General features: G+C 34.9%; 28 protein-coding genes. 16 read left to right on the top strand and 12 right to left on the bottom strand.

The genetic code is table 11. The annotated features are described in order from the left end of the window. The first annotated feature begins 87 nt into the window (after nucleotides 1–87). Nucleotides 88–558: an Lrp/AsnC family transcriptional regulator gene (locus ABID46_RS04160; protein WP_354507478.1), complete on the top strand. Its 471-nt coding sequence runs from the start codon at nucleotides 88–90 to the stop codon at nucleotides 556–558. A 9-nt stretch (nucleotides 559–567) separates the two neighbouring features. Next, nucleotides 568–948, top strand: a complete 381-nt coding sequence (locus tag ABID46_RS04155; RefSeq protein WP_354507368.1) for a hypothetical protein — start codon at nucleotides 568–570, stop codon at nucleotides 946–948. 71 nt (nucleotides 949–1019) lie between these two features. Here the strand turns inward: ABID46_RS04155 and trxB are convergent, their stop codons facing one another. Both trxB and ABID46_RS04145 read right to left on the bottom strand, forming a co-directional pair. Continuing rightward, complete coding sequence (trxB, locus tag ABID46_RS04150) at nucleotides 1020–1964, bottom strand: thioredoxin-disulfide reductase (protein WP_354507366.1); 945 nt, start codon at nucleotides 1962–1964, stop codon at nucleotides 1020–1022. Nucleotides 1965–2042: 78 nt separating this feature from the next. Further along, nucleotides 2043–2804, bottom strand: a complete 762-nt coding sequence (locus ABID46_RS04145) for an acyl-CoA desaturase (RefSeq protein ID WP_354507364.1) — start codon at nucleotides 2802–2804, stop codon at nucleotides 2043–2045. A gap of 82 nt (nucleotides 2805–2886) precedes the next feature. Here ABID46_RS04145 and ABID46_RS04140 point away from each other — a divergent pair, with 82 nt between their 5' ends. Continuing rightward, nucleotides 2887–3357 carry a DUF4442 domain-containing protein gene (locus tag ABID46_RS04140; RefSeq protein ID WP_354507362.1) on the top strand — a complete coding sequence of 157 codons (471 nt, stop codon included), beginning with the start codon at nucleotides 2887–2889 and terminating at the stop codon, nucleotides 3355–3357. Nucleotides 3358–3421: 64 nt separating this feature from the next. On the opposite strand, the gene lon is transcribed toward ABID46_RS04140, so the two are convergent. Further along, nucleotides 3422–5857, bottom strand: coding sequence for an endopeptidase La (gene lon / locus ABID46_RS04135; RefSeq protein WP_354507360.1), 2436 nt, complete (start codon nucleotides 5855–5857; stop codon nucleotides 3422–3424). A 256-nt stretch (nucleotides 5858–6113) separates the two neighbouring features. Between lon and idi the strand changes: the two genes are divergently transcribed. Both idi and ABID46_RS04125 read left to right on the top strand, forming a co-directional pair. Continuing rightward, nucleotides 6114–6641, top strand: a complete 528-nt coding sequence (idi, locus tag ABID46_RS04130; protein WP_354507358.1) for an isopentenyl-diphosphate Delta-isomerase — start codon at nucleotides 6114–6116, stop codon at nucleotides 6639–6641. Beyond that, complete coding sequence (locus ABID46_RS04125) at nucleotides 6625–7035, top strand: 6-pyruvoyl trahydropterin synthase family protein (RefSeq protein WP_354507356.1); 411 nt, start codon at nucleotides 6625–6627, stop codon at nucleotides 7033–7035. The genes idi and ABID46_RS04125 overlap by 17 nt, the downstream gene beginning before the upstream one ends. A gap of 54 nt (nucleotides 7036–7089) precedes the next feature. Here the strand turns inward: ABID46_RS04125 and ABID46_RS04120 are convergent, their stop codons facing one another. The 3 genes from ABID46_RS04120 to ABID46_RS04110 form a co-directional block, all read right to left on the bottom strand. Beyond that, entirely contained in the window at nucleotides 7090–7650 is a 561-nt protein-coding gene (locus tag ABID46_RS04120) for an inorganic diphosphatase (protein ID WP_354507354.1), read from the bottom strand. A 3-nt stretch (nucleotides 7651–7653) separates the two neighbouring features. Next, complete coding sequence (gene crcB, locus ABID46_RS04115; protein ID WP_354507352.1) at nucleotides 7654–8037, bottom strand: fluoride efflux transporter CrcB; 384 nt, start codon at nucleotides 8035–8037, stop codon at nucleotides 7654–7656. A 93-nt stretch (nucleotides 8038–8130) separates the two neighbouring features. Then, nucleotides 8131–8754, bottom strand: a complete 624-nt coding sequence (locus ABID46_RS04110; RefSeq protein WP_354507350.1) for a YiiX/YebB-like N1pC/P60 family cysteine hydrolase — start codon at nucleotides 8752–8754, stop codon at nucleotides 8131–8133. Between the two features lie 214 nt (nucleotides 8755–8968). Here ABID46_RS04110 and ABID46_RS04105 point away from each other — a divergent pair, with 214 nt between their 5' ends. The 8 genes from ABID46_RS04105 (at nucleotide 8969) to ABID46_RS04070 (ending at nucleotide 15402) form a co-directional block, all read left to right on the top strand. Then, the gene (locus ABID46_RS04105; RefSeq protein WP_354507348.1) at nucleotides 8969–9589 is read left to right on the top strand and encodes a hypothetical protein; all 621 of its coding nucleotides are present in this window, start codon (nucleotides 8969–8971) and stop codon (nucleotides 9587–9589) included. A gap of 643 nt (nucleotides 9590–10232) precedes the next feature. Beyond that, complete coding sequence (locus ABID46_RS04100) at nucleotides 10233–10988, top strand: sensor histidine kinase (RefSeq protein ID WP_354507346.1); 756 nt, start codon at nucleotides 10233–10235, stop codon at nucleotides 10986–10988. Beyond that, entirely contained in the window at nucleotides 10975–11616 is a 642-nt protein-coding gene (locus ABID46_RS04095; protein ID WP_354507344.1) for a response regulator, read from the top strand. Before ABID46_RS04100 ends, ABID46_RS04095 begins: the two co-directional genes overlap by 14 nt. A gap of 58 nt (nucleotides 11617–11674) precedes the next feature. Further along, a complete protein-coding gene (gene gcvT / locus ABID46_RS04090) occupies nucleotides 11675–12751 on the top strand; it encodes a glycine cleavage system aminomethyltransferase GcvT (protein ID WP_354507342.1) in 1077 nt (358 codons plus the stop codon). A gap of 94 nt (nucleotides 12752–12845) precedes the next feature. Then, entirely contained in the window at nucleotides 12846–13214 is a 369-nt protein-coding gene (locus ABID46_RS04085) for a DMT family protein (protein ID WP_354507340.1), read from the top strand. Between the two features lie 60 nt (nucleotides 13215–13274). Next, entirely contained in the window at nucleotides 13275–14459 is a 1185-nt protein-coding gene (locus tag ABID46_RS04080) for a sigma-54-dependent transcriptional regulator (protein ID WP_354507338.1), read from the top strand. 47 nt (nucleotides 14460–14506) lie between these two features. After that, nucleotides 14507–14917: a hypothetical protein gene (locus ABID46_RS04075; protein WP_354507336.1), complete on the top strand. Its 411-nt coding sequence runs from the start codon at nucleotides 14507–14509 to the stop codon at nucleotides 14915–14917. Next, the gene (locus ABID46_RS04070) at nucleotides 14917–15402 is read left to right on the top strand and encodes a hypothetical protein (RefSeq protein ID WP_354507334.1); all 486 of its coding nucleotides are present in this window, start codon (nucleotides 14917–14919) and stop codon (nucleotides 15400–15402) included. The genes ABID46_RS04075 and ABID46_RS04070 overlap by 1 nt, the downstream gene beginning before the upstream one ends. 67 nt (nucleotides 15403–15469) lie before the next feature. On the opposite strand, the gene ABID46_RS04065 is transcribed toward ABID46_RS04070, so the two are convergent. Further along, nucleotides 15470–16339: an acyl-CoA thioesterase gene (locus tag ABID46_RS04065; RefSeq protein WP_354507332.1), complete on the bottom strand. Its 870-nt coding sequence runs from the start codon at nucleotides 16337–16339 to the stop codon at nucleotides 15470–15472. After that, nucleotides 16339–17301 (bottom strand): NAD(P)H-dependent flavin oxidoreductase, encoded by a 963-nt coding sequence (locus ABID46_RS04060; RefSeq protein WP_354507330.1) that lies wholly within the window; start codon nucleotides 17299–17301, stop codon nucleotides 16339–16341. The genes ABID46_RS04065 and ABID46_RS04060 overlap by 1 nt, the downstream gene beginning before the upstream one ends. Before the next feature lie 183 nt (nucleotides 17302–17484). Between ABID46_RS04060 and ABID46_RS04055 the strand changes: the two genes are divergently transcribed. Then, entirely contained in the window at nucleotides 17485–18462 is a 978-nt protein-coding gene (locus tag ABID46_RS04055) for a hypothetical protein (protein ID WP_354507328.1), read from the top strand. 72 nt (nucleotides 18463–18534) lie between these two features. Here ABID46_RS04055 and ABID46_RS04050 read toward each other — a convergent pair whose 3' ends face one another. Continuing rightward, complete coding sequence (locus ABID46_RS04050) at nucleotides 18535–19821, bottom strand: citrate synthase (protein WP_354507326.1); 1287 nt, start codon at nucleotides 19819–19821, stop codon at nucleotides 18535–18537. A gap of 76 nt (nucleotides 19822–19897) precedes the next feature. Continuing rightward, the gene (eno, locus tag ABID46_RS04045; protein ID WP_354507324.1) at nucleotides 19898–21193 is read right to left on the bottom strand and encodes a phosphopyruvate hydratase; all 1296 of its coding nucleotides are present in this window, start codon (nucleotides 21191–21193) and stop codon (nucleotides 19898–19900) included. 136 nt (nucleotides 21194–21329) lie between these two features. Here eno and ABID46_RS04040 point away from each other — a divergent pair, with 136 nt between their 5' ends. Together ABID46_RS04040 and hisE are read left to right on the top strand one after the other, a co-directional pair. Further along, the gene (locus tag ABID46_RS04040; protein WP_354507322.1) at nucleotides 21330–22376 is read left to right on the top strand and encodes a DUF4407 domain-containing protein; all 1047 of its coding nucleotides are present in this window, start codon (nucleotides 21330–21332) and stop codon (nucleotides 22374–22376) included. 38 nt (nucleotides 22377–22414) lie between these two features. After that, complete coding sequence (gene hisE, locus ABID46_RS04035; RefSeq protein ID WP_354507320.1) at nucleotides 22415–22831, top strand: phosphoribosyl-ATP diphosphatase; 417 nt, start codon at nucleotides 22415–22417, stop codon at nucleotides 22829–22831. Between the two features lie 81 nt (nucleotides 22832–22912). Here hisE and ABID46_RS04030 read toward each other — a convergent pair whose 3' ends face one another. Together ABID46_RS04030 and ABID46_RS04025 are read right to left on the bottom strand one after the other, a co-directional pair. Next, a complete protein-coding gene (locus tag ABID46_RS04030; RefSeq protein WP_354507318.1) occupies nucleotides 22913–23491 on the bottom strand; it encodes a phosphatase PAP2 family protein in 579 nt (192 codons plus the stop codon). After that, nucleotides 23491–23814: a Sec-independent protein translocase subunit TatA/TatB gene (locus ABID46_RS04025; protein ID WP_354507316.1), complete on the bottom strand. Its 324-nt coding sequence runs from the start codon at nucleotides 23812–23814 to the stop codon at nucleotides 23491–23493. Before ABID46_RS04025 ends, ABID46_RS04030 begins: the two co-directional genes overlap by 1 nt. Nucleotides 23815–23892 lie beyond the last annotated feature (78 nt).

Here is a 23892-nt window from a genome sequence, read left to right as displayed (position 1 = left end):
TCAGTTAAATTGTTTAATGTTTGTATATTTATTAATATTGCGAGGTGATAATTATTAAATTAATAAAATCGAATCGGTAAAATGAAAATGAATTACGAAATTGACGAAATTGATAAAACCATCCTGATGTATTTGATTGAGAATACAAGGATGCCTTTTACAGAAATTGCGAAAAAGATGAATGTTTCGGCAGGAACCATTCATGTTCGTGTGAAAAAATTGGAAGAGGCTGGGATTATCAAAGGAACTACTCTGATTACCGATTACGATAAAATGGGATATCAATTTGTGGCGTACTTAGGTCTTTTGTTGACCAAAACAAATCGTATCCAGCATGTGATAGATGAATTGTATAAAATTCCCAATGTTACAGTTGCACATATTGTAGCAGGGAAATACAATATATTCTGCAAAATTCGCGCTAGAGACACAAGTCACGCCAAAGAATTGATTTATCAAATTGATCAAATAGAAGATGTTCTACGTACCGAATCGATGATTTCTTTGGAAGAAAGTTTCAATGATAAAAATCGTTTGATGAAAGCAATATTCAAGTAACTTTGTAAAATGATTAAACGATCTATTTGGTTTCATGGCCTAATTGCCATCATGTTGGTTTTGATAGGAGGAATTTTGTTTCGAGGGTATCGCATCTGGTCGACCAACGATTATTTGTTCAAACAACATTTTGATTTGGATGATTCAGTGATGCCAGAATGGTATCCATTTGCAACATTAGGATTAGGTTTGTTGAGTTTAATTGGAATTATCCTCGTTTATTTTTACAGAAAAATAGGCGTATATATGACCATATTTGGACTATTTATTTCAGTTGCCATGCAACCTGAAGTGATGGTAGATGGAGTTTTATTTTCTCTCTTTACCTTATTTGTATTTATCGGTTATGGTTTGGCTGTGATCATTCCCCATTGGAAAGAATTTAAATAGAAACAAACATTGAACATAAAAAAATCCTGAGCTTTAACTCAGGATTTTTTTTATAAATATGGTTGATATTTCTAATGAAAATATTCGGCAACATAGCGTTCTGCATCCAACGCAGCCATACAGCCAGTTCCGGCAGCGGTAATTGCTTGACGATAAACATTGTCTTGAACATCTCCTGCAGCGAAAACACCTGGTAAATTGGTTTGGGTTGTTTTGCCTTTTGTAATCAAATATCCTGTCTCATCCATATCCAATTTTCCTTGGAACAACTCGGTATTTGGTTTATGTCCGATTGCAATGAAAACTCCGTCAACATTCAATTCAGATTTTTCTTGCGTTTGATTGTTGATGATATGCGCTTTTTCTACGACTTTGTCACCTTCCAATCCAATTAATTCATGGTGAAATAATACGGTAATATTGGGAGTGTTAAAAACTCTTTCTTGCATCACTTTGGAAGCTTTCAATTCGTGTTTACGAACCAATAAATAAACCTGAGTACATAATTTTGCCAAATAGGTAGCTTCTTCAGCAGCCGTATCACCACCTCCTACAACAGCTACAGGTTTTCCTTTGTAGAAAAAACCGTCGCAAGTTGCACAAGCAGAAACTCCGCTTCCAGCATATTTGGTTTCATCTTCCAAACCTAAATATTTCGCCGTTGCACCCGTTGAAATAATTATAGATCTTGTTTGGATTTCTTGTCCAGAACTAGAGACAATTCTGTGCAATTGACCTGGTTCGGTCGCCATTTGTACTTCGGTTATATATTCATAATGAATGACGGTGCCAAAACGTTCTGCTTGTTTTTGCAAGTCCTCCATCATTTCTGGCCCTGTAATTCCTTGTGGGTATCCAGGGAAATTTTCAACTTCTGTGGTTGTGGTCAATTGTCCTCCTGGCTGCATACCTGTAAACATTACAGGATTCATATTGGCTCTAGCAGCGTAAATAGCTGCTGTATATCCAGCAGGCCCAGACCCGATGATCACAGTGTCTTTAATTGTTATATTCATGATTTTTTGTGTTAAGTTTCACAAATTTAGAATAGTTTTTAAAACCTAAAAATCTGCGAACCAATTTGGTTGTATTTTTTACATGTATTGTGTGGCAGGTTTGTTTTTGAATCGAATGATTCTCAATTTGTCCATCAACCAAATAAATGGATACAATGGGTCAAATTCATACCATTTTACAGCAAAATTTGGACGACCACCAAATTTATGGTGATTGTTATGCAAACTTTCTCCCCACATCAATAAGTCTACTGGAAATAAATTATGAGAAGTGTCTTTGACTTCATAATTTCTATATCCGTATTTATGAGAATACCAATTGACAATTACCCCATGAACAGGTGACATCAGAATAATAAAAGGTAATAAGAAGTATAACCACCATGGAGCACCAACTGCAACAAAAATTGCTACATAAATAAGTACCCAAACCAAACGAGTTATTCTAGATTCTGCGAATTTGTCGAATTTTCTCCATTTTGGAACCCCTTTTTTGAATTTTTCACCAACGACAGCGATTTCTTGGTCGATGTCCATATAAACGCGACGTGTACGCCACATCATTCTAAATAGATCTTTGTCAATAATAGGAGAGTGCGGATCTTCTTCGGTATCTGCAAAGGCATGGTGCAAGCGATGCATAACCCCATACGCATACGGACTTAAATAAGAAGAACCTTGGGTGATAAATGACCCAATATGAAACGTCTTTTCCCAAAAATTGGACATGGTGAACATTCCGTGAGCTGCATATCGATGGTGAAACATCGACTGAAAAAATAATGATGCATACCAATGGACCACAAAAAAGATCAAAATAAAAATAACTGCGTTTTCCATTCAATTTAATTTAACTACACAAAGATAAATGATATATTTTTCCTAATTACTAAGGAAAATCAGATGTTGAGATTTATATTTGATGATTCAATTGATAAAGATTATGACGAGAAGTTTGTTTAATAAAATGTTGTTGTTTAAAATTCCGATTGCTAAAATTGCGGGATTGAAACTGTATCATTTTGATCAACATAAAGCCCAAATTTTTGTGAAATACGGATGGCTTAATCAAAATCCATTTCGTAGTATGTTTTGGGCGGTTCAAGGGATGGCAGCCGAATTTTCTACGGGGATTTTATGCATAGACAAAATTCAGAAATCAGGTCAGAAAATATCGATGTTGGTCGTTGGCCTCGAAGCGAATTTTACAAAAAAAGCAGTTGGGAAAATTGTTTTTACTTGTGAACAAGGAGCCGAGTTGGATGCGGTTTTGGAAAAAGCAATTGCGACCAAAAAAGGGCAAGTTTTGAAAATGCGAAGTATTGGGATTGATGAGAAAGGCGATCAAGTTGCAGAATTCTTTTTTACGTGGAGTTTTAAGGTGAAAGCCTAAAATATAATTTACATACATAAAAAAGGACCATCTCAGGTCCTTTATTTTATTATGTGTATTTGGTTTACAGAACTTTCGCTCCTTTTACTTTTTGTTTCAATAAGGCAATTTGCAATACATCCATCATTTCCGTGACATAATGGAATTTTAAACCTTTGATATAATCGGGTTTAATTTCTGCAATATCTTTTCGGTTTTCTTCACTCAAAATGATTTCCTTAATGTTGGCGCGTTTCGCTGCCAAAATTTTCTCTTTGATACCACCAACACCCAAAACTTTTCCGCGCAAGGTGATTTCACCAGTCATCGCAATATTGGCTTTTACTTTTCGCTGTGTGAAAGAAGAAACCAAAGAAGTCAACATCGTAATACCAGCCGAAGGTCCATCTTTTGGAGTTGCACCTTCTGGAACGTGGATGTGAACATTGTATTTCTCAAATACTTCCTGATTGATTCCTAATTCTTCAGCGTGTGATTTGATGTATTCCAACGCAATTCTAGCCGATTCTTTCATTACGGTACCCAAATTTCCAGTAATGGATAAGGTTCCGTTTTTGGCTTTGGATAAAATGGATTCGATGAATAAAATATCTCCTCCCACTCTGGTCCAAGCCAAACCTGTTACAACTCCAGCAACATCATTGTTTTCGTATTTATCATTGATACGACCTGGTCCTAAAATTTCTTGAATCGCCTCAACATTCAATTTCTTGTTGTATTCTTCCTCCATTGCAACTTTTTTTGCAATGCTTCGTACTACTTTTGCAATTTGTTGATCCAAATTACGAACACCTGATTCTCGGGTATAGGTTTCAACTAAAAATTCCAATTCTTTCTTAGCAATTGACAAATCGGTTTTTTTCAATCCATGTTCTTTCAATTGTTTTGGTAGTAAGAATTTATAAGCGATTTCAACTTTTTCTTCGATGGTATAACCTGCAATATTGATCATTTCCATACGATCTCGAAGAGGCATCGGGATGTCTGAAATGTTATTGGCAGTCGCAATGAAAAAGACTTTGCTCAGATCAAATCCTTGTTCCAAATAATTATCGTAAAAGGAATTGTTTTGTTCAGGGTCTAAAACTTCCAACATAGCAGAAGAAGGATCTCCATGGTTGCTTCTTCCCATTTTGTCAATTTCATCTAAAATGAAAACGGGATTCGCGCTTCCTGCTTTTTTGATCGATTGTAAAATACGACCTGGCATTGCACCAATATAGGTTTTACGGTGTCCTCTGATTTCCGATTCATCGTGCAATCCACCCAAAGACATTCTGATGTATTTTCTTCCTAATGCTTCCGCAACTGATTTCCCTAAGGAAGTTTTTCCAACACCTGGAGGGCCGTATAAACAAATAATCGGTGATTTCATATCACCTTTTAATTTCAAAACTGCCAAATACTCGATGATTCTGTCTTTGATATCTTCCAATCCGAAATGGTCACGGTCTAGAATTTTTTGCGCGTTTTTCAAATCGAAATCATCTTTGGTAAATTCGTTCCAAGGCAAATCCAACATAAATTCCAAATAATTTCGTTGAATGCTATGTTCGGGCATTTGCGGATTTAATCGCATCAAACGATTGATTTCTTTGTCGAAATGTTTGCGTGTTTCTTCGCTCCAATTTTTGGATTTCGAACGTTGACGCATATCTTCAATTTCGGTTTCAGAAGAAGATCCACCTAATTCTTCTTGGATGGTTTTCATCTGCTGATACAAGAAATATTCTTTCTGTTGTTGGTCTAAATCTTGACGAACTTTGGATTGAATGGTATTTTTCAATTCCAATTTCTGCAATTCAACATCCATCAAACGCAAAACTTCCGTTGCTCGATCGCGTAAGTTGTCAAATTCCAATAAGGTTTGTTTTTCTTGAATCGATAAATTCAAATTGGAACAAATGAAGTTGACCAAGAAAGACGGACTTTCAATGTTATTAATCGCCATACCAGCTTCAGAAGGTAGCGCAGGATTGATTTCTACAATTTTCAAAGCCATATCCTTGACAGAATCAATGATCGCTTGAAATTCTTTGTTCTTACCACCTGGTTTTTTATCTTCCAATTTTTGAATGGTTCCACGAAAATAAGGTTCCGTTTGCAACATTTCAATCCAACTGAATCGTTTGACACCTTGCAAAATCACGGTGGTATTTCCGTCCGGCATTTTCAACATTTTCATGATTTTGGCAACTGTACCAATTTCATGAATGTCTTTTGGCTCTGGAACGTCCATTTTGGCGTTCTTTTGTGCTACAACGCCTATAATTTGATTTTCTTTGTATGCCTCTTCAAGCAGTTTGATGGATTTATTTCTACCAGCTGTAATCGGAATGACAACACCTGGAAATAAAACCGTGTTTTTTAACGAGAGAATGGGCAGAACTTCAGGAATTGCTTGTTTTTTAAATTTCTTTTCATCTTCCTCATTCATCAAAGGAATTAATTCAATTTCTTCACCCATAATTTGTTCTAATGACAAGTTGTCTATATTCATGGTTTGTGTTTCTGTAATTATGTCAGTAAATTTCTTAGCGAATGTCAGATAATTCCCATCTAAATTCGCCTTGAAATCCCCTAAATCGTTTAATATAAGTAAGAATGCAATAAAATGGATTCGAACTTCGATCTGTTATTTCAAAGGATATGCCATTGATTTTTTATCTGTAAAGTATTTTTTGTTTTGGTATGCATAGCAGAAACAATCCTAGAAATCCTAAGGAAACTAATTGAATTATTCTAACTTTGCTTTTATGGAAGAATTTGTGGTGCTGATTGATGAACAAGACAATCAATTGGGATTAATGGAAAAGCAGCAAGCGCATGTTGCGGGATTGTTGCATCGGGCGTTTTCGGTATTTGTTTTCAATGAACAGGGTGAACTTTTATTGCAGCAACGTGCTGCGCATAAATACCATTCGCCTTTGTTATGGACCAATACCTGTTGTAGCCATCCGAGAGAAAATGAAACTTATCAAGAAGCTGCTTTGAGAAGGTTAGAAGAAGAAATGGGTTTTGTATGTGAAATTGAACCCAAATTTCATTTTATCTACAAAGCACAATTAGGCGACCAACTTTTTGAACACGAATTGGACCATGTTTTTGTTGGGAATTATTCGGGAGAAATCAACATCAATCCAGAAGAAGTACATGCTTATAAATGGATTTCTATGCAAGAATTAATCGAGGATGTCAAAGCACAACCTGAACTGTATACCGTTTGGTTTAAAATTATTTTAGCAGAATATTTAACACAACTTTCGCATGAGAGTCACCATTAGTCGAAAAGCGCATTTCAATGCTGCGCATCGTTTGTTTCATCCGAATTGGGATGATACCAAGAACTTTGAAGTTTTCGGGAAATGTTCCAACCCTAACTATCATGGACATAATTATGAATTGATTGTTTCGGTTACAGGAGAAATCAATCCAGAAACGGGATTTGTGATGAATTTGGATGATTTAAAAACATTTATTTTGGAAGAGGTTGAAGATTATTTGGATCACAAAAATCTCAATGTGGAAGTAAGAGAATTTCAATCACTCAATCCAACCGTAGAAAATATTTCGGTGGTGATTTGGAATCGAATTCGCGCAAGATTGGAATCGCATTTGGATTTGAAAGTAACGCTCTATGAAACTCCGCGAAATTTCGTTGAGTATTCTGGAAATTAAGATAAAAAAAAGGATGAAGTCAACTTCATCCTTTTGTATTCTATAAAAATCTGATTAATTACGTTTGTAATCTTTTTTGATTTGTTCGTAGTTTTCGTTGTAATTTTTAATGGATTTAGAAACGATTTCACGTGCAATCTCTGCATTTTGGAAATCCTCAACCACAACCACTTTATTTTCTAATTTTTTGTAGTCTTCAAAGAAGTTTTGCAACTCGACAGTTAAGTGTGGAGGTAATTCAGATACGTCATTGATGTGGTTTACACTCATGTCATTTTGAGCAACTGCAATAATTTTATCATCACCTTCACCATTGTCGACCATACGCAAAACACCAATTACTTTCGCATCAATGATACACATTGGATCTACATCAATTTGGCAAATTACAATGATATCCAATGGGTCATTGTCTTCACCCAAAGTTTGAGGAATGAATCCATAGTTGTGCGGATAAGAAACAGAAGAGAACAAAACTCTATCCAATTTCAACATACCAGATGCTTTGTCCAATTCGTATTTTGCCTTACTTCCTTGCGGAATTTCTATGATTGCTTGAACAACGTTGGGTTGTTCTTCACCAACTGTTACGTGGTGCCAAGGGTTAAATTTCATTTTTTATATCAATTTTGTTAAAGTTAGTCCTCCCCAAATTGCTAAAATTCCCAATAGAAAACTACCAATAGAGTAGAGGAAAAATCCACTATAATTTAAGTTTTGTAGCAATTGTAAATTCTCCAACGAGAAACTTGAAAAAGTTGTGAATCCTCCACAAATTCCTACTAGTAGGAAAAGTTGCAAATCGTTTTGGAGAACAGAATGTTTAGCCAAAATTCCATAAAAAAATCCCATTAATAAACACCCAAGTACATTGACGAGAAATGTTCCGTAAGGGAAAATTTGGGGAAAATAGTTTGAACAAAAGATTCCTACTCCATAGCGAGCCATGCTTCCTAATCCACCTCCCAATCCAACGATTATTAAATTTCTACTAAACTCCATCATGGAAATTTCAAAATATGAGCAAGAGCCATCTGCATAAGGCGGTAAAAGGAAGACTCCATTTCCTGGCTGCAAAGATAAGGCAAACCTTATTTACAATGTTCCAACTTTTATCAGTTTTTCTGATGAAGCCATACCATTTGGATTACATCCCAATTCGCCTTCCGGAATTTCTAGATTCCACTTTTGATAATAATCAATCCATCCTTGATGAAATTCCGTTTCACCATGGTTTTTGAAGGTCATGGGGTTCAATTTGAATATTGAATCTTTGGAAAAAGCCTTGTAGACAAAATCTGAACAATAATAGGCGGAATCTGATAAAATATAGGTGAAATTATAGGGTTTTCCCAACAGTGTTTTCGCTTCATCAATAGCTGAAGTAATGTCTACTTCTTGATCTGACTTAATTCGGTATACATCAATTTGAGAAGAATGTTTTTTTTCTGTTGAAATATACTCTTCCAATGGAATTCTTTCCGTTCCATTTTTGGGATTGGAATGTAAAAACCAATAGGTTGAACCTTCTTTCTCAATAATTCCCATGTGAGAATAATTTGTCTTTTTATGAGTCTGCGTAACTTCTGAAATCGCCTTGGATAAATTTCCCGTACTTTCTCCAATAAATAATAAATCACCATTTCGCAAGTCGTGAAATTGGGGAGTAGTTTGACAAGAAAGAACCAATAGGAGAGTCCAAAGTAAATTAAATTTCATGAGACAAAATTACACAAACCTTTAGCGAATAAAAAATTTAGAAAGACTTGGTATTTTTCCTGAAAATTGGAGGATTTTTCCTGTTTTTTCATTCAAGTGATCGGTTATAAAATTGATTTAGAGTTAATAAACTAATTTATCTTCTTGCTATCTATTGTTAAAACAACTAGAATAAATTACTTTCGCTGTCTCAATACATAAAACTTGTAAAAAAATGAAAAAACAAATTTTTATCTTATTCTTGGCAGTTCTATCACTTATGATATCCTGTTCCAAAGCAACAGAAGGAAATTCTGGTGAAGAGAATGTTGAAGTGACAAATGCTCAAAGAATTGCGAATACTGATCCTGTACAATTACCTACTAATTTGATTTCAGTTGAAGATGCTAAAAAGCAATTGAACAATTATAAAGTAGCTCATCCTGGAGTAAATGCAGATCAATATGCCTTACGTACTTGGATTTCAATTGATGAATTAGAGCAATACATAGCTTATGTAAAAGAAGAGTCTTCAAAGAAAAACATTGAAGTAACAGGTATTGATTTTATTTATACCCAAAAAAAGGAAGGTAGACCAGGAATGGCAAATAAAGGAAATGAAGATTATGAATTGACTTTAATGTATGCTCCAACTTATATGGATACTGCTACCAATAAAAATACAACTTTTGACCCTATGAATTCGGCAGATGGGAAGCCAATGAAATTGAGTCAATTATTGAACGAACCAACAACAACAGATTCACTAAATTCAGCAAATGGTGATACAAGCAAACGCGACAAAGGAAGTGGTATTGGAAACAATATTTTTAGTTGTCCAAACGTTTGTCCATAACGTTTTGAATGGGTGTAATTTAATTTTTAATGATTCAGATTTTTAAATATATTGGAGTTTATTTACAACTCATCACATTTGTGTTGAGTTTGATTTATTTATTTAAGTATAGGCATACTCCTATGAAAATTATGCCCATTTATTTAGGTGTAGTGGCATTAACCGAATTATACTGTTCTAATTTTTATCAGATTAATAATGTTTGGATTTATAATATATTGAATTGGTTTCAAATCAATATGTGCATGTTAATCTTTGTTCAGTATCTAAAAAATCTAGAATTGAAGATAGGGAAGATATTAATTTTATTATTCAATATATTTTATATTTCCACATTTTTTATCGGCTTAAATGATTTTTGGGGAGAAACATCCTCATTTGGTTATGTAGCTGGTATGATTATTCTATTTTATTTTCTATTTATGGTATTTAAGCAAATGCTTGAAATTGAAAATATGAAAAGTTTAACCTACAATTTATTGTTTTGGTATGCATTCAGTCTATTGCTTTTCAATACAACTTCCTTACCTTTATTTTCAATATCCAATTGGGGAAATATTTTAGGAGAATTTAGATTCAGTATCTTTTACGTTTTATTTTTCGCTTTGGTTTTATCCCATTTGGTTTTGATAACTGGTTTTGTATGGTCCAAAAAGAAATTTACTTATTAATCATATCGGCATCGGTAACCTTTTTGGTATTCTGTATCATCATCATAGGTTTTATGATTTTGTATCAAAAGAGAAGAGCCCAATACCAAAAAGAAATTGCCAAAACGACCATTGAAATCAAAGAACAAACCTTGAAAAATATTTCTTGGGAAATTCACGACAATGTTGGGCAAATCCTTTCTACTTTAAATTTATACAGTTTTAAAATCCACAATGCAGCCCCAGTTGAATTGCGGCCCAATGTGGAAGAACTCCAAGACTTGATTCAAACGGCAATTTCTGAAGTTCGTAACTTGTCCAAAGCTTTAAATACCGATTACATCAAAAACGTAGGTTTGTTAAAATCGACCGAATTAGAATTGGCTCGATTTGAGCGATTGAACTTTTTAGAAGCCAAATTGGATATTGAAGGAACCCCTTTTTCAATATCAGATGAGAAGGAGCTCATCCTTTTACGAATCATTCAAGAATTTTTCTCCAATTCCTTAAAACATGCTCGCGCAACCAAAATTCATGTGCAATTTACCTACAAAGGAAGAGATCTATTTATAAAGGTGAAAGACAATGGTGTTGGATTTGATGGAACAGAAGTGAAAGGTACAGGTCTTTTAAATATGAAAAATAGAGCCAAACTTATCGGAGCTTTTCTTACATTAGAGTCCAAAATCAACGAAGGAACTCAAATCGAAATTCACTACCGTAAAAAAAATACAGATGATGTCTCATAAAATAGCCATAGTCGATGATCACTTATTGTTTACAGGTGCCTTGGAGGATATGGTCAATAATTTTGAAGGATACGAAGTAATTTTCCGAGCAGAAAATGGAAAAGATTTTATTGAAAAATTAAAAGAATCTGAAGAACAACCCGAAATTGTTCTTTTGGACTTAAATATGCCCATCATGGATGGATTTGAAACTTTGGATTGGATCAAAATCAATCAACCCAAGTTGAAAGTCCTTATTCTCTCTATGAACGATGATGAATTGAACATCATCAAAGCAGTTCGAAATGGAGCCAATGGATATTTACTAAAAAATACAACGCCACAAAATTTAAAATTGGCCTTGGATACATCCATCGAATCGGGATTTTACCATAGCGAATTGGTCAGCAATGCATTATTGCATAGTGTTAACGCTAAAGTTCAAAAACCATTTGGCGAATTGAAAGAACAAGAAATCAAATTTCTGAAATTGGTTTGTACCGAATTAACCTACAAAGAAATTGCCGACGAAATGTGTCTAAGTCCAAAAACCATTGATGGATATCGTCAAGTTCTTTTTGACAAATTAAACGTCAAAAGTAGAGTGGGTTTGGTGCTTTTTGCGATGCACCAGAAAATCATAGACTGATAATTTTCTTTCCTTGTCTTATTTCTTAAATTTGCACTCATCATTTTAAGAAGTATCTATGAAAATTACAGCCTTTAATCAAATTCATAAAGATTTAGGTGCCAAAATGGTACCGTATGCAGGTTTTGAAATGCCTGTTCAATATGCAGGTGTTAATCATGAACATATGGTTGTCCGCGAAGGAGTAGGCGTTTTTGACGTAAGTCATATGGGCCAATTTTTCGCAAAAGGTCCTGAAGTCGAAAAATTATTACAATTTATTGGGACAAACGATGCTTCAAAAGTAAAAATTGGACAAGCTCAATATACCTGTATGCCGAACGAAAAAGGCGGAATTGTAGATGATTTGATTATTTACAAAATGTCAGATGACCAATGGATGCTTGTTGTGAATGCAGCAAACATTGACAAAGATTGGAATTGGATCAATCAACAAAACAAATGGGATGTTCAATTGGAAAATAAATCAGATGATTTCTCTTTGTTGGCAATCCAAGGTCCAAAAGCCATCGAAGCGATGCAATCTTTAACAGATGTAAATTTAGCTGAAATTCCTTTTTATCATTTCGAAGTAGCGGAATTTGCAGGTGTTCCCAATACCATCATTTCTGCAACCGGTTATACTGGATCAGGTGGATTTGAAATCTATTTTCCAAATGAATTTGCAACCCAAATCTGGAACAAAGTGATGGAAGTAGGTGCTTCTTTTGGAATTGAACCTTGTGGGTTAGCATCTCGTGATACTTTACGTTTGGAAAAAGGATATTGTTTGTATGGAAATGACATCAACGACGAAACTTCACCATTGGAAGCAGGATTGGGATGGATTACTAAATTTGACAAAGACTTCATGGCAAAAGACATCTTGGAAAAGCAAAAAGCAGAAGGTGTTAGTCGTAAATTAGTCGGATTTAAAATGGTTGAAAAAGGAATTCCTCGTCATGATTACAAAATCGTTGATGACTATGAAAATACTTTGGGAGTGGTTACCTCCGGAACTCAATCTCCAATGCTAAAAGAAGGAATTGGAATGGGTTATGTGGCAACAGATTTTGCAAAAGTAGGAACCAACATTCGTATCCAAATCCGTGATAAAAATGTGTTGGCCGAAGTGGTGAAATTACCATTTGTTTAAAAAATTAATTTTTAAAATACATAAAACTCCCAGAAATGGGAGTTTTTTATTTGACAATATTTCCCTTTATTTTTGTGAGAATAAAAGAAAATCTATGAAAATTTATTACACCATTGGATTGCTAATCGTATCCAATATTTTCATGACATTTGCTTGGTACGGCCACTTAAAACTGAAGGATTATTCTTGGTTTTCCAATATGAGTTTGATCAAAATTATCTTGTTTAGTTGGAGTATAGCCTTGTTTGAATACATGGCGATGATTCCAGCCAACAAAATTGGATTTGTGGAAAATGGTGGTCCGTTTACGTTGTGGCAATTGAAAGTGATACAAGAAGTCATTACTTTGGTGGTTTTTACAATTTTTACCCTTTTGGTATTCAAAAACGAAAGTTTACGACTCAACCATGTCATAGGATTTGTATTTTTAATTTTGGCCGTTTATTTTATATTCAAGAAATAAAAATTGCTAATTTTTTAATTCGTTTATTGCCATTATATTTGAAATTCTAAAAAATCAAAAATGCCTAAAATATTAATCATAGAAGATGAAACAGCCATTCGAAATGTGATCAAAAACATTTTGTTGGACGAGGATAAAAGTTACGAAGTTGAAGTAGCGGAAGATGGAGAAGAAGGGCTGAAAAAAATCAAAGAAATGGATTTTGATTTGGTCATTAGCGATATTAAAATGCCGAAAAAGGATGGCGTTCAGGTTTTGACAGAAGCTTTGGACATTCATCCCGATTTGCCTTTTTTGATGATTTCAGGTCATGGCGATATTGAAACCGCTGTAGATTGTATCAAAAAAGGAGCATTTGATTATATTTCCAAACCACCCGATTTGAACCGTTTCTTAAGTACAGTTCGAAATGCTGTCGATAAAAAGAAACTAGTAACCAAAAACAAAGAATTAACATCAGAAAACAAAGCCTTAAAACGCAAAGTTGCCAAACAATATGAAATGGTTGGGCAGTCGGAAAGTTTAGGAACCATCCGTGAGATTATCGACAAGGTAGCCGATACCGATGCACGTGTTTTGATTTTAGGTCCCAATGGTTCTGGAAAAGAATTGGTGGCACATCACATTCATGAGAAAAGTTCAAGAAATCGTATGCCATTGATTGAAGTCAATTGTGCGGCGATTCCTTCGGAATTGATTGAAAGTTCATTGTTTGGGCATGTGAAAGGATCTTTTACTGGAGCACATAAAGACAGTGAAGGGAAATTTGAATTGGCCAATGGTGGAACGATTTTTCTAGATGAAATTGGAGACATGAGTTTACCTGCACAGGCCAAAGTTTTACGAGCCTTGCAAGAAGGAAAAATTACGCGTGTTGGAGGTGATAAAGAAATTAAAGTAGATGTTCGAGTGATTGCGGCGACCAATAAAGATCTTCGAAATGAAATTGCGGAAGGACGTTTCCGCGAAGATTTATACCATCGTTTAGCAGTCATCGTAATTGAAGTTCCGAGCTTAAATAACCGAAAAGAAGACATTGGAATTTTGGTGAAACATTTTGTTCCTCAGATTGCCGAATCTTCTGGATTGATTGAAAAGGAATTTTCACCAGAAGCCATCAAAGTTTTGGAAGATTACGATTGGACGGGAAATATTCGTGAACTTCGCAACATTGTGGAACGTCTTTTAATATTGGGAGGAAATCCGGTTTCAAAAGAAGATGTTGAAAATTTTGTCAAGAAATAATATACTAATTAACTTAATTTTTCGTTGAAAATTAAAGTAAAAAACATATGAGAAAATTATTAGTACCTGTTTTTGTAGGCCTTTTATTGGTCTCTTGTGGAGGAAAAGAGGAGGTCCAGGAAGGAGATTTAACGCAAGAACAAGTAGAAATCCTAGAAGAAAATTCTCAAATCAACCAAGATCAAATTGAGTACGAAGGTACGTTTAAAGGGAAAATCAAGGGGAAAGATGTCCAATTGAAATTAAATGGTGATACCTTCGAAATTACGGAAGGTTCAAGTAGATCACAAGGAAATTGGAGCAAAGTTGACGATGGAACTGTGATTGAATTGGAACCAAAATCAGGAAAAGTTTCTGTAAAATACTATGGGTTTTCCGACAATGAAACTTGGGTTGCACTTTCTGATAGTATGACATATCCTGAACCTGAAGAATATTTAAAACGAATTCCAAACTAATGAGAAAATTATTATTGGTTAGTTTCGTTTTAATGCTTTTTTCCTGTCAATCCAATCAGGGAAATCCCAATAACGAATTGGCATTACGTTTTTTTGATACCTATTCGAAACGTAAAGAAGTAGATAAAATGGTTTCATTTTATGCAGACAAATTTGAATATGAAAACATTGTATTTGAATCGGAAACCGATAATTCTCGTTTTTTGTATGAGGAATTTTATGGGTGGAAAGATCCCAATTTCATCTATGAAAATCCAGAAACCATTCACGTTGATGAAATTTTAACTTCGGATTCTACTATTATTGGAAAAGGAATTACGATGCCGTACACCTACAATGGTAGAGAAATCGCTGGGACAAAATTTGTTATTGTTTTGGAATTGGATAAAGATCGAAAAATCAAAAAACAAACGGATTGGTTTAATTATCCGATGGCTGAAATTATTGAAGCCTATCATTTGAAAACTTCAATGGAAATAAAATAATATCCATTCAATAATTGATACTGAAATCCCGAGATATTCAATTGAATTTCTCGGGATTTTTTTATGGTTATTTTTCTAATTTTCGAATCAATCCTTCTTGTGCAACAGAAGCGATCAAACTTCCATCACTACTGAAAATTCTACCTCTTGTCAATCCACGAGCATTGGACGTGCTCGGGACATCAATACTATACAAAAACCAATCAGAAAAATCTTTTGGTTCACGATGAAACCACATCGCATGGTCCAAACTTGCCATCATGGTATTGCCAAAATGGGCTTGAGAAGCGTGCGGATGCAAGGAAGTTGGCAAAATATTATAATCAGAACTATAGGCCAAAATTTCTTGAAAATGCTGGATGCTCAAATCCTTTGGAACTTCTTTGAATTTAAACCAAACATTGGAAGTAGGAGGTAAGTCCTTTTTCTCCATCGGATTATTGATAACTGTAGGTTTGAATTGTATGGGTCTATCTAAACTTAAGAAATGCGTAAAACTTGCTGGTAAAAAGTCTTTGGTTTGCTGGTAAATATCTTCCCAACTCAACAAAGTATCAGGATGAGGTACTTCTGGCATATCCCCTTGAAATTCGTAACCTTCTTCTTTCACTTGAAAAGATGCTGCCAATACAAAGATCGATTTGTTTTCTTGCTCGGCTGTAACATAACGCGTGGTGAAACTTCCGCCATCTCGCACCAATTGAACTTTGAAAGTTATAGGTTTTTCAAGATCTCCAGGCAAAATAAAATAGCCATGAAGGGAATGGCAAATACGATCTGCTCCAACTGTTCGGTAGGCAGCATTTAAGGCTTGAGCCATAACCTGTCCTCCAAAGACATTTTTGCTTCCAACGGTTAAACTGGTTCCTTCAAAAATTGTTTCAGATTCTTGACGTAATTCAATATGATTGAGTAAGTCGTTTGTGGTTTTCATCATTAAAAACTGAGATTGTTTTGTAGGTTTTTTGCTTGATTCCAAGCGTTTTTGTAATCCATTTTGATTTCCTCCACCAATTCTTCAACCGTTGGAATGGAATGAATTTCTGCTACACCATGGCCTGCAGACCAAATATCTTTCCAAGCTTTGGCATGTTCACCTGTTAATTTGGAGAAATCTTCTGTTTTCTTTTCGTTAACATCAATTCCTGCTTTTTCGATGCTTTTGGTCAAAAAGTTCGCAGGGACTCCCGAAACTCCAGCTGTATAGGTTACATCTGAAATACCTGAATCTACAATCATTTGTTTGTATTCATCTGAAGCCAAACATTCTTGCGTAGCAATAAATCGAGTTCCCATATAGGCGAAATCAGCGCCCAAAATTTGCGCAGCCAAAACTTCTTTTCCGGTATTAATGCTTCCTGCCATGATGATTTGCCCCTTGAAGAAACTTTTGATTTCTGCTAATAATGCAAACGGATGAGCAGTTCCGGCATGTCCACCAGCGCCAGCTGATACACAAATGATTCCATCAACTCCTGCTTCAGCAGCCTTTTCTGCATGTCGTTTTTTTACTACATCGTGGAAAATCAATCCGCCCCAACCATGAACCGCATCTACGATTTCTTTTACAGCTCCTAATGAAGTGATGATCAGAGGAACTTGGTATTTCGCACAGATTTGCAAATCGGGCAATACACGAGGATTGGTATGGTTAACAATGATATTGACACCAAATGGAGCCGGCTTTTTGCCTGTTTCTTTTTCGAATTTCTCTAATTCCGAAGTGATTTCGATGAGCATCTTTTCGAAATCTTCGGAAGTTCGTCCGTTCAATGCTGGAAAGGTTCCAACAATCCCGTTTTTACAACATTCAATTACCAATTTCGTACCCGAAACAATGAACATGGGTGATGCGATAATGGGTAGGCTTAAGTTTGATTTGAATTCTTCTATCGTCATATGATTTATTACTATGCATGAATAACAAAAGTAAAATATTTGATTGATTTTAGCTCAGTAGAATGGCAAAACATTGGTTATTTCTAATTAGTAAATGAGCTTCAAATTTTTTATCTTAACCAAATGAAAAAAAGCTTTTTACTGTTTTTGGTCCCAATTTCATGTTTTGCACAACAAATTATCATGAAGGATAGTCTGGAAGTAAATTTCCTGATTAAAAATTGCCATTCGGAATCGAAAACCAAAGCAGTCGAATTACTCGGGAAATATAGGAATTCTCAGACGGACAATATGTTTGATACAACTTTGAAAACCTATTTTGAAATTTTACAATATGCCAATTGTGAGGAATATGATGAATTGCTAAATAGTTTGTGGACGGAAAATAAAGTGATTAGTCAAAATTATTTCAAGAAGAAATTTCTACACAAAAAGGAAAATTTCCCGAATTTAATCAAAGGATTTAATTCACCTCAAGATTTTAGATTTGCCACAAATCATCCAGAAGAATTCAGTTTAGACCAAGGTATCAATAATCAACTTTGGATTGAGATTTTATCTTATATAAAATCTGTTTCTGAAAAGGATTATAAGGAATCTGTTCAAAAGAATATTTCGCAATTAACGAGTCATGATTTATTGAATTTTTTGGTTGTAATTCAAGAGAATTTTGATTTAAACGAATTTGAAAATGAATTACTAATGAAAATGGAAATCGTTAAATATCCATTTGATTTGGATTTTTTAATGCGAATTTTAATTCAAAATGAAGAGAATCATCCGAGAATAGAGCAAATAGTAAATACTAAGAAAGAAATTTGGGATACTGGAAATTGGTCAAAAAAATATTGGGAATTCATTTATGAGTATAAAATGAATATTGAAACCCAATCTTATTTTCATTTAAATGAAAAGGGTCAAAAGGTTTACGACCTTGATAAGTTCATTCATTATTATGAATCAAAAGGAGAAATTGGTAAATTTCCCATGATTAATGTAAACCGAAATCCAGTAAACTTTTATAATAAAGAGTATAATTCATTAAAGGAATTCCTTCTAACATTAAACATCCAAAACATTGTGGTGAAAAAGTCAGAAGAAGTCGTTAAATTATATGGAAGTAGAGGGAAAGACGGATTGTTGGAAATTATGACTTATTAGATAATTTTGAAGCCAAAAAAAAGAGGTTTCTCTCGGAAGAAAAACCTCTTAGTATTGTAGATGATTATCTCATTATCTATTACCTAAATCGATATAATCTCTTTTTGGTTCCCCAACATAGATTTGACGTGGACGACCAATTGGTTCATTGTTCGTACGCATTTCGATCCATTGAGAAATCCAACCTGGTAAACGACCTACTGCAAACATTACAGTAAACATTTCTGTTGGGATACCCAATGCTTTGTAGATGATTCCTGAATAGAAATCTACGTTTGGATACAATTTTCTTGATACGAAGTATTCGTCTTCCAAAGCTGCTTGTTCCAATTTTTTCGCGATATCCAATGCAGGATCTTGAATTCCTAATTTATCCAAAATTTGATCTGCTGCTTTTTTGATGATACGTGCTCTTGGGTCAAAGTTTTTGTACACTCTATGTCCGAATCCCATCAAACGGAAATCATCGTTTTTGTCTTTTGCTTTGTCCACCCATTTTTGAACGTTTCCTCCGTCTTCTTGGATTCTTTCCAACATTTCGACAACTTCTTGGTTTGCTCCACCATGAAGTGGTCCCCAAAGTGCAGAAACACCAGAAGAAATAGAAGCGAACAAACCTGTATGAGCAGAACCTACCAAACGTACAGTTGACGTAGAACAGTTTTGTTCGTGGTCAGCATGTAAGATTAATAATTTGTCCAATGCATCGATTACGATTGGGTCCATTTCCAACTCTTTGTTCGGTTGTTTGAACATCATGCTGTAGAAGTTTTCTACATAGCCTAATTTGCTATCCGAATAGTTCAATGGCAATCCTTTCATTTTGCGTAAAGTCCAAGCTGCTAACACAGGGAATTTCGCTAACAAAGTAACAGCTGCACGGTACATGTCTTCTTCTGATTTTACATTAACCGCTTTCGGATTGAAAGCTGTCAATGAAGAAGTCAAAGTTGACAAAACACCCATTGGGTGGGCAGTACTTGGGAAAGCATTCAAAATTTTTGTTACATCTTCCGAAACAACATCGTATTCATTTATGTCCGATTTGAACTTTTTCGCTTGCTCCGCAGTTGGTAATTCTCCTTTTAACAAAAGGTACATTACTTCTTCGAAATTTGATTTTTCAGCTAACTGTTCAATTGGATATCCTCTATACATCAAGACTCCTTCTTCACCATCTAAATAAGTAATGGCACTTTTACAAGATCCTGTGTTTTTATATCCTGGATCCATCGTGATGATTCCTCCAGATTGAGAACGGAAGTTAGAGAAGTCTACATATTTCTCGTCCATTGTTCCGACATTCACGTCGAATTCCAACTCTTTTCCGTTATGAATAAATTTTGCTACGTCTGACATTTTATCTATTAGTTTGGAAAGCAAGTTACAATAAACTCACTCAATTTTCAAAATGAGATTTATCAATTTTTTTTATCTACTGATTGTTCACTTTAAAGGCAGCATACGCGGGATAAACTGCGGTATCACCTAAAATTTCTTCAATTCTGATCAATTGATTGTATTTCGCCATACGATCTGAACGCGAAGCGGAACCCGTTTTGATTTGTCCTGTGTTTAAAGCCACAGCCAAATCAGCAATCGTCGTATCTTCTGTTTCACCAGATCTGTGCGACATAACAGCTGTATAACCAGCGTTTTGTGCCATTTGAACTGCGTCAATTGTTTCTGTTAAGGTTCCGATTTGGTTTACTTTGATCAAAATTGAATTCGCTGTTTTATCTGCAATCGCTCTTTCTAATTTTTTCACATTGGTCACCAACAAATCATCTCCAACCAATTGAACTTTGTCTCCAATGGCATCGGTTAATAATTTCCAACCTTCCCAATCGTTTTCATCCATTCCGTCTTCGATGGAAATAATCGGATATTTTTCGGTCAATTCTTTTAAGTAAGCAACTTGTTCTTCACGTGTACGAACAGCACCTTTTTCTCCTTCAAATTTGGTGTAATCATATTTTCCATCTTTGTGAAATTCAGACGAAGCACAATCCAATGCAATTTTGATTTCTTCACCAGGCGTGTATCCAGCATTTCGGATTGCTTGCATTACGGATTCCAAAGCATCTTCAGTTCCTTCAAAAGTTGGCGCAAATCCACCTTCATCACCTACAGCCGTTGATAAATTGCGATCGTGTAAGATTTTTTTCAAATGATGAAAAACTTCCGCACCTTTTTGCAAAGCGTGAGAAAATGAATCAGCTACCACAGGCATGATCATAAATTCTTGGAATGCGATAGGCGCATCTGAGTGTGATCCTCCGTTGATAATGTTCATCATCGGAACAGGTAAAACTTTTGCATTGGTTCCACCGACATAACGATACAATGGCAATCCCAATTCGTTTGCTGCAGCATGCGCAACCGCAAGAGAAACTCCTAAAATTGCATTTGCACCTAATTTGGATTTGTTTTCCGTTCCGTCTAAATCGATCATGATTTGGTCAATCAAGGCTTGTTCAAAAACATTGACTCCCACCAATTCTTCTGCAATGATTTCATTGACATTATGTACAGCTTGCAAAACACCTTTTCCTAAGAAAGCTGGCCCGCCATCACGTAATTCAACTGCTTCATATTCTCCAGTTGAAGCTCCCGAAGGAACGGCTGCTCTTCCTAAAATACCTGATTCTGTTACAACATCAACTTCTACGGTTGGATTTCCTCTAGAATCTAAAATTTGTCTTGCGTGAATTTCTGTAATAATGCTCATTTTGATGTGAATTTTTAAAGTTGCCCAAAGGTAAGGAAATTGGTAGTTTCAAGGAAATGAAACCCTTAGAAAAATAAAGAAATGATAGAAATTTTGGCACGATTTTTATGCTATTAGGTAAAACAAAGTACCTTTTATGAATTGGATTGAAAAATTTTTATTGATTTGTTCGGGTAGCCATATAGGTTTGCTCGAAAAATCTCCTACTGAAATCAACAAACATGTTGGAATAGGTGGGGTTATTTTATTCACTGCGGTTTTGGCTTCTTTATCGTCTGGATATGCTTTGTATTCTGTTTTTGATAATATTTGGGCAGCGATCGGATTTGGATTGTTGTGGGGATTGATGATTTTCAATTTGGATCGATTTATTGTTGCTTCTATGCGAAAATCAGGTAATTTCTTTCGGCAATTTTTGGCAGCTACGCCTCGAATTATTTTAGCAGCATTATTAGGAATCGTTATTGCAAAACCTTTGGAACTTCGAATTTTCCAAAAGGAAATCGATAAGCAATTGAATGTGATTATCAACCGAAATAAAACCGCTTTGCAAGATTCGGTCAATATACGGTATTCCCAACTATCGGGAAGTTTTACGCAAGAACGTGATGAAATTTATACGCGTATCAATTCCTTACGTGAGGAATACAATTTGGCTTCAGCCGAATTGGAAAAAGAAGTTGTAGGTACCCAAACCGAAACGACTACTGGGAAAGTTGGTTATGGTCCCAATGCGAAACGTAAGGAGGAATTGAAATCTGCCAAAAAGGATGAATTGGATGCATATATGGCGCAAATGCAACCTCGATTGGTGCAATTGGACAAAGAAATAGATGCATTGAGCATGACCAAACAAAAGGAACTTGACGCAGCCCAACCAACGGAAGAAGGATATACTGGCTTTGCTGCTCGTATGCAAGCTTTGGATGAATTGACCAAAACCAATAAAATTTTGGGAATAGCTTCCTTGTTTATCATGGGCGTATTCATTGCCTTGGAAATGGCTCCCGTTTTGGTAAAATTGATTTCGCCCAAAGGTCCGTATGATTATTTATTGGATAAGCACGAATATACTTTTAAAATATTTGGCTGGGAATCTAAGGAGAAATTAGACACTTCTTCTAATGAACGTATTTTGATTCATAAAAAGCAAAGTGATCGAAGGATTCGAGAAGAAATTTAAATAAAGAATGAAATGTTTTATAGGAAATCTCTTTGTCAATGGATAAAGAGATTTTTTATAATTTGAATTTTCATAAAGACGAATTCAAATTTTTTGGTATTTTTACTTCTCAGAAAAACCTGATGGAAACACCGAAGAATCCTGAAAAACTTAAAGAATTTCCTTTCCTGAAAAAATTGGAAGAGAAAATCGAAATGGGGAAACGTCCCGATGCGCCTGAAAATAAAATCAAACGATATTATCAGAAAGGTTCGTCTCAAATTGCCAAAAAGATGGGCGAGGAGTCAGTAGAAATGGTCATTGCTTCGGAACAAGGAAGCGACGAAAATTTTCTGGAAGAAGCTGCTGATGTTTTCTTTTATTACCTGATGAGTCTCCATGCAAGAGGATTTACCTTGCGCGATGTTTTGAAAATATTGAAACGTCGACACAATAAAAATAAGAAACAGTCTTAAGTAGATTGAATAATGGAATAAAAAAATAAGGTAGAAGAAATTTCGTTTTCTTTTGCCTTTTTTATTTTAGGTTAATTTGAATTAGGATTCAAATTTTTCTGGATATTTTGCTAGGATAAATTGGTACAATTTGAACATTCCGATTCCAAATAAAATTCCCATTGTTCCGCCACAAATTACATCAAGTGGAAAATGAACTCCCAAATAAATTCGACTATAAGAAATCAAAAAAGCCCAAACAATCAAAACAGGAAAAATCCATTTGAATCGATTTTTAAGAATCAATCCCAGCAAAAACGCAATTGCAAAATGGTTGGATGCATGCGCTGATGTGAAACCAAATTTCCCTCTTCGTTCACAGCCTACACCACGCATGATTCCTTGAAATTCTTCATGAAAACATGGACGTAAGCGTTGAAAACCATCTTTGAATATATTGGTGATTTGGTCGGTGAATAAAACCATCAACAAAGTTAAACCCAAAACCAAACCAGTTCTTTTTAAACCAATGGTTCGATAAAGAATAAACAATAGAAATAAATAGAATGGAATCCAATAAGAACGTTCTGAAATTGCAATCCAAAACCAATCCCAGGTCGAATTTCCTAAAGAGTTTAAATAGATAAAAGCTTCTTTGTCTAATTGAATTATCTCGTTCACTAATTTCGTTTTATAGGGCCTATGAAATCATCCATGGTTTCTTCGATTTCCTTTTTAGGATCGGGTAAGTTAGTGATATTTTCGGTAAGTTCCTCCTTTGACTTTTCGATTGTGTCTTGAATGTCTTTCACAGGATTGATTTCGTCTACAGGAGTCATGATTTCTCGTTTGATATCTTCGGTTGCCTTTTTCATGGCGCGCATGCCTTCACCCAATCCTCTTGCAATTTCTGGAATTTTTTTTGGTCCAAAAATAAGTACTGATAAAATTAGGATTACAGTAAGTTCTTCAAAACTAATAAAGGCAGGGAAAATCGCTGACAAATTCATGGTACAAATATAACTAACTTAAAAATAAAAACTCCGAATTATCAATTCGGAGTTTCTATTTTATTATTTATT

Source organism: Moheibacter stercoris, assembly GCF_040545805.1.
Lineage (GTDB): Bacteria > Bacteroidota > Bacteroidia > Flavobacteriales > Weeksellaceae > Moheibacter > Moheibacter stercoris.
Note: the sequence above shows the minus strand (reverse complement) of the source record. Positions and strands in the feature narration are given on the sequence as shown.